Consider the following 16,848-nt stretch of genomic DNA (forward strand, 5'->3'; position numbering starts at 1 on the left):
GCTCGCGGGCCCCGTGCCCGCCCGCCGCCCCTGGAGGTGACATGCGACGACCCGCGCTGCTGACCGGCGCCCTCTCCCTCGTACTGACCACGGTGGTCACCGCGTGTGGTGGCGGTGAGCCCGACGACGGGAACCGCGACCGGATCACGTTCCTGTACTCCCCCTACGCCGACTACGGCGCGTTCTTCCTCGCCGCCGACAAGGGCTACTTCGAGGAGCAGGGGGTCGACGTCAAGCTGGAGCCCAAGGGCGGTTCGTCCGGCGAGACGTACCAGCTCGTCAGTTCCGGCCACGTCACGGCGGGCGGGGCGTCCTGGGGCGCCGGACTGTTCAACGCCGTCGAGTCCGGGGCCTCCCTGTCGGTCCTCGGCGGGGTGTCCCGGGTGCCCGAGGAGGGCCGCGACCCCTCGCCGCTGATGGTGGCGGAGAAGGCCGGGAAGGAGATCCGGGAGATCGCCGACCTCAAGGGCAAGAAGATCGGGGTGCCCGGCCCCGGCGGCTTCGGCACCTACTCGGTGGCCCGGGCCCTGGCCAAGGGCGGCCTCACCCTGAAGGACGTGGAGCTGACCAACATCAGCCCGCCCGACACCGGCGCCGCCTTCGCGAGCGGCTCCCTGGACGCCGCCTGGACCATCGAACCGCTCTCGACCGCGCTGGAGGACAAGAAGGTCGCCCGGCGGCTGAGCGAGCACCACGCGGCGGGCACCGAACTCGGCGCGATCGTCTTCAACACCGCGTGGGCCGAGGACCACGAGGACGAGGTGGTGAAGTTCCTGACCGGCTACCTCAAGGCGGCCCGGGAACTCGCGGACGGCGGCTGGAAGGACCCGGCGAACCAGCGGATCATCGCCAAGTACACCGATCTGCCCGTGGACACCCTCAACCGCATCGGGCTGACCAGCAGCGATCCCGGGGCCGCGATCGACTGGGACTCGGTCCGCGAGCAGGAGCGGTTCTTCCGCGCCCAGGGCGACCTGGAGTTCAGCGGGGACGCCGACACCCGGGGGGCGTTCCGCGAGGACCTGCTGGAGCGGGCCCTCGCCGCGCTCGACGAGGAGGGCTCGTGACCGCCGTGACCGCTCCCCCGCCCGCCGCCATCGAGGTCGACGGGGTGTGGCGGGGGTTCCACGACGCGCGCGCCGACCACACGGTGATCGCGGTGGAGGACGCCTCCTTCACCGTGGCGCCGGGCGAGTTCGTCTGCCTCCTCGGCCCCTCCGGCTGCGGCAAGACCACCCTGCTGCGGATGCTGGCCGGACTGGAACGCCAGGACCTCGGGGACGTCCGGCTCGACGGCAGGGCCTCCGTCGTCTTCCAGGAGCACGGGGTCTTCCCCTGGCTGAGCGTGGAGGACAACGTCGCCTACCCCTTGAAGCTGCGCGGGGTGCGCCAGGCCGCGCGCCGGGCGGCCGTGCGCCCCCTGCTCGAACTGACCGGGCTCACCGACTTCCGCTCGGCGTACCCGCACCAGCTCTCGGGCGGGATGCGTCAGCGGACCTCGGTGGCCCGCGCCCTCGCCGACGACGGGGACGTCCTGCTGATGGACGAGCCGTTCGGCGCGCTGGACGAACAGACCCGGGTGACGCTCCAGCAGGAGCTGCTGCGGATCTGGCAGGACAGCGGCAAGAGCGTCGTGTTCATCACCCACAGCGTGGACGAGGCGCTCACCCTCGCGGACCGGGTCCTCGTGATGTCGGCCCGCCCCGGCCGGATCGTCGCGGACGTGCCCGTACCGTTCGGCCGCCCCCGCGACATCCTCGGACTGCGCCGCGACCCCCGCTACGGCGAGATCACCTACGAGCTGTGGCGGCTGCTGCGCGGGACCGCGCCGTCCGGCGGGGAAGGCGGGACGCCATGAGCGGCCGTACGGCGAGCGACTCCACGACGGGCGGAGGCACCGCGCGCGGAGACGTCACGACGACCGACCGCCCCGCCGACCACCCCGCCGACGACGGCGCGGACGGCGGCGTGAACGACCGCGAGAGCGCCCCCACGGCGAACGGCCACGCGGCGAGCGTCCCCACGGCGAAGGAACCCGGTCCGCCGGGGCCCGCCGCCGCCCCGGACGACCGCGCGGAGCGCCGCGCGGCCCTCGTCCGACGGCTGCGCGACCGGCGCTCCCACGCCGTGCTGCGCTGGGTGGGACCGTTCACCCCGCTGCTGCTGCTCGGCGTCTGGGAGGCCGCGTCCCGGACCGGGCTGCTCGACGCCCGGTTCTTCCCGCCGCCCTCCTCCATCGCCGGGACCTTCGTGACGATGGTGTCCGACGGCACCCTGCGGGAACACGCGCTGGCCACCCTCGGACGGGTGGGCGTGGGTCTCGTCCTCGGACTGGTCCCCGGGCTGGTGGCCGGGATCGCGCTGGGCGCCGTCCCCTGGCTGCGGGCGGTGCTGGGGCCGGTCTTCGCCACCCTGCTGCCGGTGCCGAAGGTCGCCGTCTTCCCGCTGCTCCTGCTGATCTTCGGCCTGGGCGAGGAGAGCAAGTACGCGATCGTCGCGATCGGCGTCTTCTTCGCGGTCTTCTACAGCACGATGGGCGGCGTCCTCCAGACACCGCCGATCTACTTCGACGTGGCCCGCGCGGCGGGCGCCCGCCGGATCGCCAGCTGGACCACCGTGGCGCTCCCGGCGGCGCTCCCCTCGGTCTTCACGGGGCTGCGGCTCGCCGTGGGCGGGGCGTTCGTGATCATCGCGGCCTCCGAGTTCGTGGGCTCGCGCACCGGCATCGGCTATCTGATCTGGAGCGCCTGGGGCACCCTGTCCGTCCACCGGATGTACGTGGGCATCGTGACCATCTCCCTGCTCGGCTACCTCACCAGCCTCCTGGTCGGAGCACTGGAACGGCGGCTCGTCCCCTGGGCCCGGACCTGACCGGCACCCCTCCCCCACCCCCCTCAAGCCCCCACCCGAAAGCGAGAACGACCACCATGTACGCCCGTTACAGCACCCTGGAGTTCGACGCGGAGCGGCTCGACGACGTCCGCGCCCACTTCGCCGCGGAGGCCGCCGCCGGGGCGGGACCGGCGGCGCAGCCCGGCTGGCGGGGCTCGCTGGTCCTGGAGACGCCGACGCCCGGACGGCTGCGGGCCGTCACCCTCTGGGACAGCGCCGAGCACTTCACCCGGTTCCACTCCGGGCAGCGGCACAGCGGCATCAACCGGACGTTCGACGGGCTCGGGGTCGAGGTCACCGAGCGGGAGGCGGCGAGTACGGTGGTACCGCCCGTGCTGGCAGGCGGGCACGTCCGGTCGGTGACCGTGCGGATCGCCGCCGCAGAGCGGGCCCGCACGGAGGAGTACTGGCTGTCCACGGGCCGGACGCTGATCCTGCGACAGCCCGGCGCGGTGAGCGCCGAGGGCTACTGGACGGACGAGGAGTTCACGTTGCTGGTGTCCTGGACGGACGAGCGGGCCGCCGCCCTGTTCCTCGCCTCGGCGGACCACGCCGCGTTCGCCGAGGGGATGGGCACCGGACCGGGGGACGTCGTCGCCCGGCGCGCGATGGACCGGATCACCCGCCGGTGAGCGGCCGTCAGCAGCGGGCCGGGACCGGATTGCGCGAACAGGTCTACACCGAGCTGCGCCGACGCGTCCTGCTCACCGAGCTGGCGCCGGGGGCGCCGCTGGACATCGGCGCCCTCGCCGCCGAGTTCGGCACCTCCCGGACCCCGGTGCGCGACGCCCTGCACCAGCTGGAGTACGACGGCCTGGTGGAGATCTCGCCGCGCTCGCTGTGCCGGGTGGCTCCGGTGACCCTCCAGGACCTCATCGACCTGCTGAACCTGCGGGAGGCGACGGGCCCCCTGGCGTGTCGGCTGGCCGCGCAGGCGCCCAGCGGGGAGCTGGACCGGCTGGCGGCCGAGACCGAGTCGGGCTACACCCTGGCCGGGGACTCCCCGTCGCTGCTCAGCGCCTCGCACCGGTTCCACTGCACGGTGGCCCTGCTCTCCGGCAACCGGCGGCTCCATCGCATCACGGAGAACCTGTTCGAGGACCTGGAGCGCATCCTGCGGCTCGCCTCGATGCCGCCGCGCGCGGGCGAGGAACCGCTCGACGACCACCGGAAGCTGATCACCGCCCTGCGCGCCCGGGACGGCAAGCGGGCCGCCGAGATCGAGTTCCGGCACGTCCGCAAGGCCCGCAACGTGATCATGCAGCACGTCCTGGACTCCGGGGTGCTGACCCGGGAGCCCCTGCTCCGGTAGACCCGGCGGGCACCGCCCGCCGCACCCTCGTCCTCACCGCGCCCGCCCGTGCTCGAACACACCCTCCACTAGGGCGCTTTATCAGCCTTTCCCAACATCTACACCTCTCTTCATCCAGAAAAGGTGATTTCTCATGTCTCGTACAGGTATCGGACTGCTCGGAGTGGCCGGACGGACCCCGTTCGCCTACATCGGTCAGCGCGGGCTCGGGCTGTTCGAGGACCATCCGTGGTTCGACGTCCGGGCGATCATCGCGGACGACCCGGCCGACGTGGGCAAGCGGCTCGGTGACGTGGTCGCCGACCGGTGGCTGCTGGACGAGCCGCTGCCCGCGAAGTGGGCGGACGTCCGGCTGACCGGCATCGACGGACCGGCCCTGCGGGAGGCGGGCGTCGAACTGGTGCTCTCCGGGCTGCCCGGCCCGCACGCCCGGGAGCTGGACCCGCGGCTCGCCGCGCTCGGCTTCGGGGTGATCAGCGAGTCGGCGGGGCTGCGGCTGGAGGACGACGTCCCGCTGGTCGTCCCGGAGATCAACGCCGGGCACCTCGAACTGGCCCGCCGCCAGCGGGAGACCCGGGGCTACGACCGGGGCTTCCTGGTCGCCAGCCCGCTGTGCACGGCCGTCATCGTCGGGCTCGCCACGAAGCCCCTGCACGACGCGTTCGGCGGGGTGCGCTCGCTGGTCACCACCACGCTCCAGGCGCTGTCCGGCGCGGGCAAGAGCGGGGTCGCCGCCCTCCAGGTCATCGACAACCTGCTGCCGTACATCGCCGACGAGGAGAACAAGCTCGACGGTGAACTCGCCAAGATATTCGGCACGTTCGACGGCGACCGGATCGTGCCGTGGACCGCGGACCTCGCCTCGACCTGCACCCGGGTACCGGTGCGGGACGGGCACACGGCGGTGCTCTCGGCGGGGCTCGGCGCACGGGTGAGCGCCGAGGAGGCGGCCGGGGCGCTGGCCGCGTTCCGGGGCACCGCGGACGGGTACGCCCTGCCGTCGGCGCCGGACCGGCTGATCGTGGTGCGCGAGGAGCCCGACCGTCCGCAGCCGCTGCTCGACCGGGACGCGGGCCACGGCCGTTCGGTGAGCGTGGGCCGGGTCCGCGCCCACTCCGCGCAGGAGTCGGGGGTGTCCCTGGTCGCGGTCGCGCACAACCACGACCGGGGCACGGTCGGCAACGCCCTGCTGCTGACCGAGCTGGTCGCCGCGTCCGGTCTGCTGGACCGCTGATCCGGTGACCACCGCGCCGCACGACCCGCCGCGCACCGGCCCGGACCCGTCGGGCACCGGCCCGGCGCCCTCCGCCCGGCCGGACCCGCACGGCACCGGGCCGGACCCCTCACGCTCCGGCCCCGCCCGGCTCGCCGTACCGGACCCGTTCGCCGTACCGGACCCGTCAGCGCCCCCGACGGCAGCGCCGCACCCCGCCACCGCTCCGGACCGGGTCGAGGTGACCGCCGGGGAGGCCCGGGAGGTGGTGCGACGGCTGCTGGCCGGGTACCCCCGGGACCGGGACGCCGTCGCGGACGCGCTCACCGGGGCGCAGCACGCGGGACGGCCGGAGTTCGGGCTCGATCTGCTCGCCCGTGAGCTGCGCGGTCCGGCGGCCCGTCGGGCGGCGGTCACCGTCACGGCCGCGTCGGCCCCCGCCGTGCGGTGCCTGGACGGGACGGACGCGCCCGGCCCGGTGGCGGTGGCCCACGCCACCCGGCTGGCCGGGGAGCTGGCGGAGGCGTCCGGGGTGGGGCTGGTCGCGGCGCGGGGGGTGACGGGCGCGGGCCGCCTCGCCCCGTACGCGGCGCGGGCGGCCCGGCGGGGGCTGGTGGTGCTGCTCTGCGCGCAGGCCCCGCCCAGTACCGCCCCGCACGGCGGCTCCGCGCCGGTCCTGGGGACGAATCCGCTGGCCTACGCGCTGCCCCGGGCGGACGGCGGGGTGCTGGTGGCGGACGCGGCCACGGCGGCGCTGACCCAGGCGGAGCTGGCGGACCACCGGCGCCGGGGGCTGCCGCTGCCGCCGGGGCGGGCGCTGGACGCCGGGGGTTCCCCAACGACGGACCCGGCGGCGGTGGCGGCGCTGCTGCCGTCCGGGGGGCTGCTGGGCACGCTGGTCGGACTCCTGGTGGAGGCGCTGGCCGGGGCCCTGCCGGACGCCCGGGGCCCGGCGGCCCGGGGGCGGGGGGTGCTGTGCGTGGCGGTGGACCCCGGGGCGCTGGGCGCGGGACCCGTCGCCCCCCGGGTGGAGGAACTGGCGGTGGCGCTCACCGCGGCCGGGGGCCGGGCGCCGGGCGCCCTGGAGCGTCCCGTTCCGGACGGGGCGGTGCTGGAGGTCGCCGGGGACGTCTGGCGGGAGCTGACCGGCTGAGGCGGCGCCCCGGCGCGGTCGGCCAACCGCCCCGGGCCGACCCGGGTGAGCCGGGGTGACCGGTTCAGCCGGTGCCGGTGACGGGGGTGCGTTCGCGGGCGCCGTCCCGGGTGCGGCCGGAGGCGACCGGTCGCCGGGGGTGCCTGCGCAGGTACTCGCCCTCCAGCTCGGCCATCCGGGCGTTGTGGACCCGCAGCGCGTCGTTGGAGCCGTGCAGCAGGGTGTCGTGCCGGGTGCGGTGGATGGTCTCCAGTTCCCGCATGAGCTGCTGGTCGTCCAGTCGGGCGGGATCGACTCCGGTCATGGCGGCATCACCCCAGTCCCAGTCGGGTTCGTCCTCCTCCCACTGTCCCCGCTGGACGCCCGCCCCGCCTGTCGGGCCGGGGCCGGAAGGACGGGCGGGCGCGGCACCGGGTCGCGTCCCCGGCGGCTCAGCGGCTCAGCGGCTCAGCGGCTCAGCGGCTCAGCGGCTCCGGGCGACGCGTCGCTCGTCCCAGACGGGTTCCGGGGTCTCCCGGACCCGTCCGTCGGAGCCGAACACCAGGAACCGGTCGAACGAACGGGCGAACCAGCGGTCGTGGGTGACGGCGAGGACGGTGCCCTCGAACGCCTCCAGCCCCTCCTGGAGGGCGTCCGCCGACTCCAGGTCGAGGTTGTCGGTGGGCTCGTCGAGCAGCAGGGCGGTGGCCCCGGCCAGCTCCAGCAGCAGGATCTGGAAGCGGGCCTGCTGTCCGCCGGAGAGCCGGTCGAAGCTCTGCTCGGCCTGGGCGGTCAGCTCGTAGCGGCGCAGCAGCGAGGAGGCCGCCCCCCGGTCCTTGGCGTACTCGCGCCAGAGGATGTCGAGGAGGGTGCGGCCCTCCAGCTCCGGATGGGCGTGGGTCTGGGCGAAGTGACCGGGGACGACCCGGGCGCCCAGCTTCCACCGGCCCTCGTGCGCGACCTCTCCCCCGGCCAGCAGCCGCAGGAAGTGGGACTTCCCGGAGCCGTTGGAGCCGAGGACGGCGACCCGCTCCCCGTAGAAGACCTCCAGGTCGAACGGTTTCATCAGCCCGGTCAGTTCGAGGCCCTCGACGGTGACCGCGCGCAGCCCGGTCCGGCCGCCGCGCAGCCGCATCCGGATGTCCTGCTCGCGGGGCGGCTCGGGCGGCGGCCCGGCCTCCTCGAACTTGCGCAGCCGGGTCTGGGCCGCCTTGTAGCGGGAGGCCAGCTCATGGCTGATCTCGGCGGCCTGCCGCAGCGTGAGGACGAGCTTCTTGAGCTGGGCGTGCTTCTCGTCCCAGCGGCGGCGCAGTTCCTCGAAGCGGGCGAACCGGTCCTTGCGGGCCTGGTGGAAGGTGGCGAAGCCGCCGCCGTGCACCCAGGCGTCGGCTCCGGCCGGGCCGGGTTCGACGCTGACGATCCGGTCGGCGGCGCGGGCGAGCAGCTCCCGGTCGTGGGAGACGAACAGCACGGTCTTGCGGGTCTCCCGCAGCTGTTCCTCCAGCCACCGCTTGCCGGGGACGTCGAGGTAGTTGTCGGGTTCGTCGAGCAGCAGCACCTCGTCGGTGCCGCGCAGCAGGGCCTCCAGGACGAGGCGCTTCTGTTCGCCGCCGCTGAGGGTGCGCACCTCGCGCCACTGGGCGCGTTCGTAGGGGACGCCGAGCGCGGCCGTGGTGCACATGTCCCAGAGGGTCTCGGCCTCGTAGCCACGGGCCTCGGCCCAGTCGGAGAGCGCCTGCGCGTACTGGATCTGCGCGGCCTCGTCGTCCACCGTCATGATCCCGTGCTCTGCGCGGTCGACCGCCTGGGCGGCGGCCCGGATGCGCGGGGTGGCGACGGAGACCAGCAGGTCACGGACGGTCGTCTCGTCGCGGACCGAGCCGACGAACTGGCGCATCACCCCGAGGCCGCCGGTCACCGTGACGGTGCCGCCGTGCGGCTTCAGCTCGCCGGAGATCAGCCGCAGCAGGGTGGTCTTGCCCGCGCCGTTGGGGCCCACGAGCGCCACCGAGGTGCCCTCGCCGACCCGGAACGAGACGTCGCCGAGCAGCGCCCGGCCGTCCGGGAGGTCATAGGCGAGGTGCGCGGCTTCGAGGTGTCCCATGGGACCGCATTCTGCGGGGCGGGGGCCGCCGGGACCAAACCGTTTTCCGATCCGTGCGGGATCACCGGGGCCCGGGCGGGTAAGCGCCCCCCATGCGCCTTGACGACGATCACGATCCCGCCGGAACGGTCCCCGGCCCGCTCGCGAGCCGCTGGGGCCGCGCGCTGTCCGCGTGGCTGCGCGAGCCGCCGCGCCGCCCGCCGGTCCCGGCGGGACCGCTCGGCGCGGCCCCGGGACCGCTTCCGCCGCCGCCCCCGCCGCACTCGCTGCGCGAGCGGCTGGGCGCGGTGGACGCCCGGCTGTTCGCCTCGGTGGCCGACCACCACTGGCCGTACGGGGACCGGGTGCTGCCCCGGCTGAGCCGCTCCGCCAACCACGGGCTGCTGTGGGGGGCGGTCGCGACGGGGCTGGCGCTGACCCGCTCGCCCCGGGCCCGGCGGGGCGCGGTGCGCGGGATGGCGTCGCTGGCGGTCGCCTCGGCGACGATCAACACCCTGGGCAAGCGCTCGGTGCGCAGACCCCGTCCCCGGCTGCACGGGGTGCCGGTGGTGCGACGGCTGAAGCGGCAGCCGGTCACCACCTCGTTCCCGTCCGGGCACGCGGCCTCGGCGGCGGCGTTCGCGGCGGGGGTGGCGCTGGAGTCGCGGGGCTGGGGGGCACTGGTGGCGCCGGTCGCCTTCTCGGTGGCCTTCTCGCGCGTCTACACGGGCGTCCACTATCCGGGCGACGTGCTGGCGGGGGCCGCGCTGGGGGTGGGGGCGGCGCTCGCCGTGCGGGGTCTGGTGCCGACCCGGGACCAGATGCCGTCGCCGGGGCGCCCCCTGGTGGACATCCCGGCGCTGCCCGCCGGGGAGGGGCTGGTGATGGTGGTCAACACCGGGGCGGGCACCCCGGACCGGGTGCGGGCGCTGCGGGAGGCGCTGCCCCGGATGGAGGTGGTCGAGACGACCGGCGCGGACCTGGTGCGGCGGCTGGACGAGGCGGCGGGCCGGGCGGTGGCGCTGGGGGTGTGCGGCGGGGACGGCACGGTGAACGCGGCGGCGGCCGCGGCGCTGCGGCACGATCTGCCGCTGGCGGTGCTGCCGGGCGGCACCCTCAACCACTTCGCGTACGACCTGGGCGTCGAGGACCCGCAGGACCTGGTGCGGGCGGTGGAGCGGGGGCAGGCGGTGGCGGTGGACGTGGGCCGCTTCCGTTCGGGTCCGGACGGGACGTCCGGGATCTTCCTCAACACCTTCAGCCTGGGGGTGTACCCGGAGCTGGTGCACGAGCGGGAGCGCTGGTCGGGGCGGATCGGCGGACGGCTGGCGGACCTCGTGGCGGCGGTGCACGTACGCCGCCGGGGACGGCCGCTGCGGGCGGAGGTGGACGGCCGGGACCGGTCCCTGTGGCTGCTGTTCGCGGGCAACTGCACCTACGGCCGGATGGGACTGACCGCAGCGCGGCGGGTGGACCTGGCGGACGGGCTGCTGGACGTGCGGGCGGTGCACGGCGGGCGCTGGCCGGGGTTCCGGCTGCTGGGCGCCGCGCTGGCCGGTCCGCTGTCGCGCTCGCCGTTCCACGCGGCGGTGCGGCGGCTGCGGGTGCGGGTGGAGGGCGTCGCCCCGGGCACCCCGCTCGCGTACGACGGGGAGATCGGCCCCTGCGGCCCGGTGCTGCGGATCGACAAGCTCCACGAGGCGCTGACGGTGTACCGCCCGCTGACCCTGTGACCCACGGCCGTCGCCGTCCCCTGTGACCCACGGCCGTCGCCGTCACCGTTCCCACCCCCGGCAGGCCCCTCCCGCACCCCACCAAGCGTCCCAATATTCAAGACACTTGGTCTCACAATGCGGCCAGAGTCGTACGGTGGAGGGGACGGTCCGGGGTGTCGGCGACGGCTCCCGGGACCGTTCGCGCCGGGTCGCCGGCGCGGTGCGGCGCGCCCTCCGGGAGCGTCGCGCGACGGACGACGGGCCCGGGGACACCGGGCCGCCCGGAACACACGGACAGGGGAAGTGGGATGCCGAAGGACACCGCCGTCTACACGCACGGACACCACGAGTCGGTGCTGCGGTCGCACACCTGGCGGACCGCCGCCAACTCGGCGGCCTACCTCATCGGCTCGCTGACCCCGGGCATGACCGTCCTGGACGTCGGCTGCGGCCCCGGCACCATCACCGCGGACCTGGCCGCGCTGGTGCCCGGGGGCCGGGTGACCGGTGTGGACCGGGCCCCGGAGATCCTCGACCAGGCGCGGGCCACGGCCGCCGCCCGGGGTCTGGACAACACGGAGTTCGCGGTCGCGGACGTGCTGGACCTCGGCTTCCCCGACGACTCCTTCGACGTCGTCCACGCCCACCAGGTGCTCCAGCACGTCGGCGACCCGGTACGGGCGTTCGCCGAGATGCGCCGGGTCACCCGGCCGGGCGGCGTGGTGGCCGTCCGGGACGCCGACTACGCGGCCATGGTCTGGTACCCGGAGGTGCCCGGACTGAACGGCTGGCTGGACCTGTACGAGCGGGTGGCGCGCGCCGGGGGCGGCGAACCGGACGCCGGACGCCGTCTCACATCCTGGGCACGGCAGGCCGGTTTCACGGACGTCACCGCGTCCACCGGCACCTGGTGCTTCGCCACCGAGGAGGACCGCGCCTGGTGGGGCGGACTGTGGGCGGACCGCACGGTGGCCTCGGAGTACGCCGACCGGGCCGTGACCGGGGGCCACACCGACCGGGCGGGCCTGGCGGCGGCAGCGGCGGCCTGGCACGAGTGGAGCGCGGCGCCCGACGGCTGGTTCGCCGTACTGCACGGCGAGGTGCTGTGCCGGGTCTGACGGACCCTTGCCCGGGCGGCGGACGGTCGGCGTCCGCCGCCCGGGCAAGGGACCGGGGGCGGTGGTCACCGCCCCCGGTCCCTTGCCTGGACGGGACGCGGGCCGCCGCCGGGAGCGGACGGTCGCCGTGGTCGGGCGCCGGAAGCGGACAGTCGGCGCCGTGGGGGCGGGGACGGGAGTCGCCGCCGTGCGGGGCGGGGACGGACGGTCATCTCCGCCGTGCGGGGCCGGGAGCGGTCAGTCGCCGCCGTAGGGGGCGGGGGTAAAGGAGTACGGGGCCCACGGGCCGGACAGCTCGGCGGGCGGCCGGGCGGGTCCGGCCCGGTACCGTCCGACCTCCTCCACGAACTCCTCGCAGAGGGTGCGCGGCACCAGATAGGCGACGCGCGACGGGACCTCTCCGGTGACGCCCGACGGCTCGCCGGAGCGGTCCGGCGGGTCCCGGCGGTACTCGTCGGCCAGCGCGGCCAGCCGCTCGTGCAGCTCCCGCGCCGGGCCGGGCGGTCCGCCGTCCGGCCCCCCGGACGTCCCGCCGCCCTCGTCCGCGCCGGACACGCCGGAGGCACCGCCCGCACCCGCCACCGTGCCCGTGCCCACCGGATGCGGCGCATCCGGCGCGTCCGGCGCGGACTCCGGTCCCGGCGCCCGGACCGTCACCGTCCACTCGACCCGGTCCGCGAGCCGGTCCAGGGCCCGGGTCAGCCGCTCGTGCTCCGCCGCCAGCAGCACCCGGACCGCGCTGTCGTCCGGGAAGACCGCCCCGGGGCGCACGGGCAGCGGGGTGGTGACGGTGGTCAGCGCGGCGACGACCGCCTCGTGGGCCCGGGTGAGGGCGGACCTCCAGCGGGGGTCGGCGAGCCGGGCGCGGAGCGCGTCCCCCGCGAAGTCCCGGGCGGGGACGGTGCTGACGACGGCGACCAGGGCGTCGTGCCGCAGTTCCCTGGGCGGCGTCCCGGCCACGCCCCGGAGGTCGGTCTGGAGCGGGGCGCTCCAGGGACGGCAGACGGCGTACAGGTAACGCGGATCGCTCATGGCACCACCCTTCCCCCCGGCCCCGCCCCGCCCGGGCCCCGGGGACCGGCGGCGCGCGCCCGGCGACGAGGACCAGCCGATCGGGGTACTCCCGGCGGAGCAGCGGGGACGGCGCGCCGGGCGGCCACCGTGGGGCCACCCCCGTCCCGGTGAACGCACGTCCGGCCGCCCGCCCCACGGGGAACCTCCCCGGGCACCGGGAAGCGCCCGGGTCGCGGGGGGTCGTCCAAGGCCGCCGGGTGGCCGTCCCGGCGGAACCGATCACCCGGCGGACGGACCCCAACTAGGCTCGCCCGCATGGAGATCCTGGGAACCACTCTGCGTGTCTGCGTCACCGATCTGGAGTCCTCGGTGCCGTTCTACGAACGGCTGACCGGCGGCCGGGCCCAGCGCTACGAGCGCGGCGGGGTGTCGGTCGCCGCGGTCGGCTGCTTCCTCCTGATGAGCGGGCCGGAGGAGGAGATCGACGTGCTGCGGCGGGTGGCCGCCACCATCGCCGTGCGGGACGTGGGCGAGACGGCCGAGGTGCTGGGCGCGTCCGGGGCGAAGGTCCTGGCCGGACCGGTGGCCACCCCCGCCGGACGCAATCTGATCGCGCTGCATCCGGACGGCTCGGTGTTCGAGTACGCGGACCGGGGCGGCCCGGCCGGGCCGCCCCGGTGAGTGCCTACGAGGCGGCCGGGCGCATCCGGAAGTCGTAGCGCGCGGGCAGCGGTTCGTCGCTGATCCGGGCCCACAGCTCCCCGAGCGTCTCGGCGCCCTCGGCGAGGTCCGCCACCTCGAACCCGGCGGCGAACACCGCGCGGGCCGCCGCCGGGTCGCCCTCCGCCAGCAGCAGCCGGGCCTCGGCCAGCCGGAACGCGCCGCGCGCCCGGGTCTCGGGGGCCAGCGCCTCCCACACCCGGCGGGCGTCCCCGGGACGGCCGACGGCGAGCAGCGCGTCGAGGGCCTCCCGGCCGAGGGCGGCCGAGGCGGCGGTCCAGTCGGGGCCGGGGCCGCGCTCCCGCAGCAGGGCGGCGAACGCCTCGGCGTAGCGGTCGGCGGCCCGTTCGGGGAAGCCGTCCACCTGGTCGGCCACGGCGAGGCAGCGCAGCGGCGGCCAGGCTCCGGGGGCGAGTTCGAGGGCCCGTTCCCAGCTGCGGACGGCCTGGGCCCGGTCGTCCGCGTGCCATTGGGCGACGCCCAGGTGGTACTCGGTGAGGGGGGTGGCACGCGCGGTCTCCAGCATGTCCCGCCAGTGCGGGGCGACGAGGCTGGGGCCGGGCGGGGCGGCCCGGCGCGGCTCCGGCAGGTCCCCGGTGCGCAGCAGATGGTGCCAGGGCTCCTGGTCCGGCCCGGGGCCGTCGTCGCCGTCGAGGTCGAAGGGGGTGCCGGGCAGTTCGTATCCGCCGCGCAGCACTTCGAGGGCGCCCCAGCCGGAACCGGTGGCGAGGCGTTCGACGGGTTCGGCGTCGGCGTACGGGAGCCAGGCGGCGTGGGCGGCGTCCACGGCCGCCCGGGGCAGCGCGACGGAGAGCGCCTCCTCGGCGGCGGCGCGGGCGGCCGTCCAGTCGGTGCCGTGGACGGCGCCGGGGTCGGCCCGCAGCGGCCCGTACGCCTCCAGCCAGCTGAACTGCTCCCCCGGCTCCAGCCGTACGTGTTCCAGTTGGGTGCGGGCGAGTCCGGCCTGGATCTCGGCGTAGCCGCCGGTGCCGGGTTCGGTGAGCCACTCCTGCCAGCGGCGGCCGCCGGTGCCTGAGCCCCAGAGGAACAGCTTGCGGCCGGGCAGCGCGTCGGTGGAGGTCTGGACGAGGCCGTGGCCGTCCGCGTCGAGGGCGGCTATCCAGCGGCGCTGTCCCTCGGGCAGGTCGTAGAAGTAGTCGGCGGCGTGGGTACTGCGCTCCGGGCGGGTGCGGTCGACGCCGTCGTGTTCGGGGACGGGCACCCGGGTGAGGGCGCGGGTGTAGCCGAAGTGCCAGGCGTGGTCGGCGGGGGCGAGCACCCGGCGGTCCTCGGGGACTGCGGTGTTGGACCACCAGTAGACGGGCGCGGGACGTTCGTGCGGATTGCGGACCCGGACGCCGACGTGGAGGAAGTCGGAGTCGTCGGGGAGCCAGAGGTCGACCTGGAACGGCAGGTCGCGCAGGCGTTCCCACTCCCACAGCCGCAGCATCCGGCCGCCGTCCGGGGCAGGGACGACGGCGGCGTGGAAGGGGGCGCAGGAGAGCACCCCGTGGCCGGTGGCGCCGATGTTCCACTCGACGCCGCCGGAGTACCAGGCGCCGTTGAGGGCGAAGCCCGCGGGCTGGACCACCGGGTTGGTGTAGAGGAGGTCGCGGCCGGTGGGCTTGTGGTGGATCGAGTGGATCCGGCCGCCGAGTCCAGGCAGGACGGTGACCCGGAGCCGGGTGTTCTCGATGACGAGGGTGTCGAACGCGGTCGCGGTCCGGTCGCGGCCGTACCCGTCGAGGACGGGGGCGGGCAGGACCCCGCGCAGGGGCGCGTAGCCGATCTGACGGGCCATGTCGCGGGGGAGGTCCGCGAGGGAACGGGCGTCCAGGTGGTGGGTCCCGTCGTGGGGCCGCAGCGGTGGCAGCGGATTGGCGGTGCCCAGCCCGGCGGCGGGCAGGATGAGGGTGGCGCGGCGGATCGTCGTGGCCGTCGGCGTCAAGGCGGCAGCCCCTCTCTTCGGTTCCCTGGTCCGTGACGTGCCCGGCGGGCGGCCCGTCCCGCGGTGCCGCCCGTCGTCACGGTGACCATGGAACAGCGCGGGGCGCTTCCTGACCAGGGGTTCCGGGGGAGATGTTTCCGTCCGGGCGGCGGGCGGCGGGGCCCGGCGCGGTCAGCGGCCGACCGCCCCGAAGGCGTCCGCCACCAGGTCGGCGAGGAGATCGCCCGCGGTGCCGTCGGGGTCCAGGGCGGGGTCGTAGATGGTGACGTTGAGGCCCGCGCAGCGCGGCGAGGCGAGCAGCGGGCGCAGCAGCGCGGTGACCTCGGGGGGCAGCAGTCCGTCCGGGTCGGGGCTGTCGACGGCGGGCATCACGGACGGGTCGAGGACGTCCGCGTCGAGGTGGACCCAGAACCCCCGGTGGGTGTCGGCGGGGAAGTCCCGGACGACGGCCCGGGCCGTCTCCTCGGCACCCCGGCGACGGACCTCCCCGACGGTGGCGACGGGGATGCTCAGGGCCGCCAGTTCGGGGAGGTCCTCGTCCCCGTCCCGGATGCCGAGGCAGCGGACGTCCTCGTCCCGGAGGTAGGGGCCGAGGCCCTCCAGGTCGGTGAGGTCGCGCTGGCCCCGGCCGGTGGCGAGGGCGAGTTCCTCGCCCGCCGCGGCGCCGATCCGGTCGGAGTTGCCGGGGTGCCGGAAGTCGGCGGAGGCGTCGATCGCGACGAGCCCGTACCGTCCGGCGCGGCGCATGGCGAGGGAGGCGCCCAGCTGCACCGAGCAGTCGCCGCCGAGGACCACCGGCAGCTCACCGGCGGCGAGGTGGGGGCCGATCCGGTCGGCGAGCCGGACCGTGTACGCGGCGATGGCCGCCGCGTGGAAGACCCCGTCGCCCTCCTGCCAGTCGCCCCGGTCGTAGCGGGGCGCGGCCACGGCCCCGCCGTCGTCGGCACCGATCCGCCGGACGAGGTCCCGCTCGCGCAGGGCCCCGGCCAGCAGACGGCAGCCGGGGACCTGGCCGGGGGCGGGCGGGCGCAAGCCCAGGTTGGAGGGGGCGTCGATGACCACGATCCGTCGCATCGGGCCATTCTGGGCGGCGATGTCCCCCAGGACAACGGCTTTCCGCAGGGGCCGGTACCGGCGGTACGGCGGAGGGTCCCGGCCCGGCGAAGGTCCCCGCGACGGTCACGGCGGGTCCGTCTGGCAGGCGCGGCAAGCACGGCAGAACTGGTGGCGGGACCGCCGGGAACGGTCCCGGCTGAACGGTCCGCTGCCCGTGGTGGTCCGGCGGAGCGGGCGGCGGGACGGTCCCGGCGCCGGACGGCCGGACCACCCCCGGAACGGGCCCGCCGCAGGTCCCACGGGGTCCCTGCGGACCGAGCGGATCAGCGGCGGTCGCGGCGGCGCAGGAAGTACGCCCCGCACAGCGCCCCGATCAGCCACATGGCCAGCAGCGCGACCCACAGCGGCATGGTGACCTGGGGGATCAGCAGTCTGATCTCGACTTCCTGGGTGTTCTCGAAGATGAAGACCAGCGCGAGGACCGCCAGCACGATGACGACGATCCGGCCGGGGGTGGCCAGCTCGCCGAGCGAACTCCGGGACTTGGTCGTGGTCGTCTTCGGACTCATCGCGCGCACCCTTCGCCGCCGGTCGTCCCACCCCTCCCCCACCAGCATGGGCAGCGCGGGGCCGCCCCGCACGGCG

Annotated in this window: 16 protein-coding genes; 10 read left to right on the forward strand and 6 right to left on the reverse strand. The window is 75.9% G+C overall.

Features of this window, described 5'->3' with window-relative positions; translation table 11 throughout:
* Window positions 1–41: 41 nt before the first annotated feature.
* From ACVWNX_RS05090 to ACVWNX_RS05120, 7 genes are all read left to right on the forward strand, one after another.
* Window positions 42–1,067, forward strand: a complete 1,026-nt coding sequence (locus ACVWNX_RS05090) for an ABC transporter substrate-binding protein (RefSeq protein WP_454412661.1) — start codon at window positions 42–44, stop codon at window positions 1,065–1,067.
* A complete protein-coding gene (locus tag ACVWNX_RS05095; RefSeq protein ID WP_454412662.1) occupies window positions 1,064–1,858 on the forward strand; it encodes an ABC transporter ATP-binding protein in 795 nt (264 codons plus the stop codon). The genes ACVWNX_RS05090 and ACVWNX_RS05095 overlap by 4 nt, the downstream gene beginning before the upstream one ends.
* Window positions 1,855–2,871: an ABC transporter permease gene (locus ACVWNX_RS05100; RefSeq protein WP_454412663.1), complete on the forward strand. Its 1,017-nt coding sequence runs from the start codon at window positions 1,855–1,857 to the stop codon at window positions 2,869–2,871. Before ACVWNX_RS05095 ends, ACVWNX_RS05100 begins: the two co-directional genes overlap by 4 nt.
* Before the next feature lie 56 nt (window positions 2,872–2,927).
* Window positions 2,928–3,524 carry a hypothetical protein gene (locus tag ACVWNX_RS05105; RefSeq protein ID WP_454412664.1) on the forward strand — a complete coding sequence of 199 codons (597 nt, stop codon included), beginning with the start codon at window positions 2,928–2,930 and terminating at the stop codon, window positions 3,522–3,524.
* Window positions 3,521–4,204 (forward strand): GntR family transcriptional regulator, encoded by a 684-nt coding sequence (locus ACVWNX_RS05110; RefSeq protein WP_454412665.1) that lies wholly within the window; start codon window positions 3,521–3,523, stop codon window positions 4,202–4,204. Before ACVWNX_RS05105 ends, ACVWNX_RS05110 begins: the two co-directional genes overlap by 4 nt.
* 133 nt (window positions 4,205–4,337) lie before the next feature.
* A complete protein-coding gene (locus tag ACVWNX_RS05115) occupies window positions 4,338–5,438 on the forward strand; it encodes an aspartate-semialdehyde dehydrogenase (RefSeq protein WP_454412666.1) in 1,101 nt (366 codons plus the stop codon).
* Between the two features lie 4 nt (window positions 5,439–5,442).
* Window positions 5,443–6,570, forward strand: coding sequence for an Ldh family oxidoreductase (locus tag ACVWNX_RS05120; RefSeq protein ID WP_454412667.1), 1,128 nt, complete (start codon window positions 5,443–5,445; stop codon window positions 6,568–6,570).
* A 64-nt stretch (window positions 6,571–6,634) separates the two neighbouring features.
* Here the strand turns inward: ACVWNX_RS05120 and ACVWNX_RS05125 are convergent, their stop codons facing one another.
* Both ACVWNX_RS05125 and ACVWNX_RS05130 read right to left on the reverse strand, forming a co-directional pair.
* Window positions 6,635–6,874, reverse strand: coding sequence for a DUF6158 family protein (locus ACVWNX_RS05125; protein ID WP_454412668.1), 240 nt, complete (start codon window positions 6,872–6,874; stop codon window positions 6,635–6,637).
* A gap of 159 nt (window positions 6,875–7,033) precedes the next feature.
* Window positions 7,034–8,653, reverse strand: coding sequence for an ABC-F family ATP-binding cassette domain-containing protein (locus tag ACVWNX_RS05130; RefSeq protein ID WP_454412669.1), 1,620 nt, complete (start codon window positions 8,651–8,653; stop codon window positions 7,034–7,036).
* Window positions 8,654–8,745: 92 nt separating this feature from the next.
* Between ACVWNX_RS05130 and ACVWNX_RS05135 the strand changes: the two genes are divergently transcribed.
* Together ACVWNX_RS05135 and ACVWNX_RS05140 are read left to right on the forward strand one after the other, a co-directional pair.
* A complete protein-coding gene (locus ACVWNX_RS05135) occupies window positions 8,746–10,365 on the forward strand; it encodes a bifunctional phosphatase PAP2/diacylglycerol kinase family protein (protein ID WP_454412670.1) in 1,620 nt (539 codons plus the stop codon).
* Window positions 10,366–10,655: 290 nt separating this feature from the next.
* On the forward strand, window positions 10,656–11,465 hold the full coding sequence (locus ACVWNX_RS05140; protein ID WP_454412671.1) for a methyltransferase domain-containing protein: 810 nt from the start codon (window positions 10,656–10,658) through the stop codon (window positions 11,463–11,465).
* Between the two features lie 237 nt (window positions 11,466–11,702).
* On the opposite strand, the gene ACVWNX_RS05145 is transcribed toward ACVWNX_RS05140, so the two are convergent.
* Window positions 11,703–12,497, reverse strand: coding sequence for a GvpL/GvpF family gas vesicle protein (locus ACVWNX_RS05145; RefSeq protein WP_454412672.1), 795 nt, complete (start codon window positions 12,495–12,497; stop codon window positions 11,703–11,705).
* A gap of 297 nt (window positions 12,498–12,794) precedes the next feature.
* Here ACVWNX_RS05145 and ACVWNX_RS05150 point away from each other — a divergent pair, with 297 nt between their 5' ends.
* Entirely contained in the window at window positions 12,795–13,160 is a 366-nt protein-coding gene (locus ACVWNX_RS05150) for a VOC family protein (RefSeq protein WP_454412673.1), read from the forward strand.
* Window positions 13,161–13,164: 4 nt separating this feature from the next.
* On the opposite strand, the gene ACVWNX_RS05155 is transcribed toward ACVWNX_RS05150, so the two are convergent.
* From ACVWNX_RS05155 to ACVWNX_RS05165, 3 genes are all read right to left on the reverse strand, one after another.
* On the reverse strand, window positions 13,165–15,147 hold the full coding sequence (locus ACVWNX_RS05155) for a DUF5107 domain-containing protein (RefSeq protein WP_454412674.1): 1,983 nt from the start codon (window positions 15,145–15,147) through the stop codon (window positions 13,165–13,167).
* Between the two features lie 171 nt (window positions 15,148–15,318).
* Window positions 15,319–16,221, reverse strand: coding sequence for an arginase family protein (locus ACVWNX_RS05160; RefSeq protein WP_454412675.1), 903 nt, complete (start codon window positions 16,219–16,221; stop codon window positions 15,319–15,321).
* Between the two features lie 305 nt (window positions 16,222–16,526).
* Window positions 16,527–16,772 carry a lipopolysaccharide assembly protein LapA domain-containing protein gene (locus tag ACVWNX_RS05165; protein WP_454412676.1) on the reverse strand — a complete coding sequence of 82 codons (246 nt, stop codon included), beginning with the start codon at window positions 16,770–16,772 and terminating at the stop codon, window positions 16,527–16,529.
* Window positions 16,773–16,848: the final 76 nt, after the last annotated feature.

The organism is Streptomyces sp. JNUCC 64, assembly GCF_054484115.1.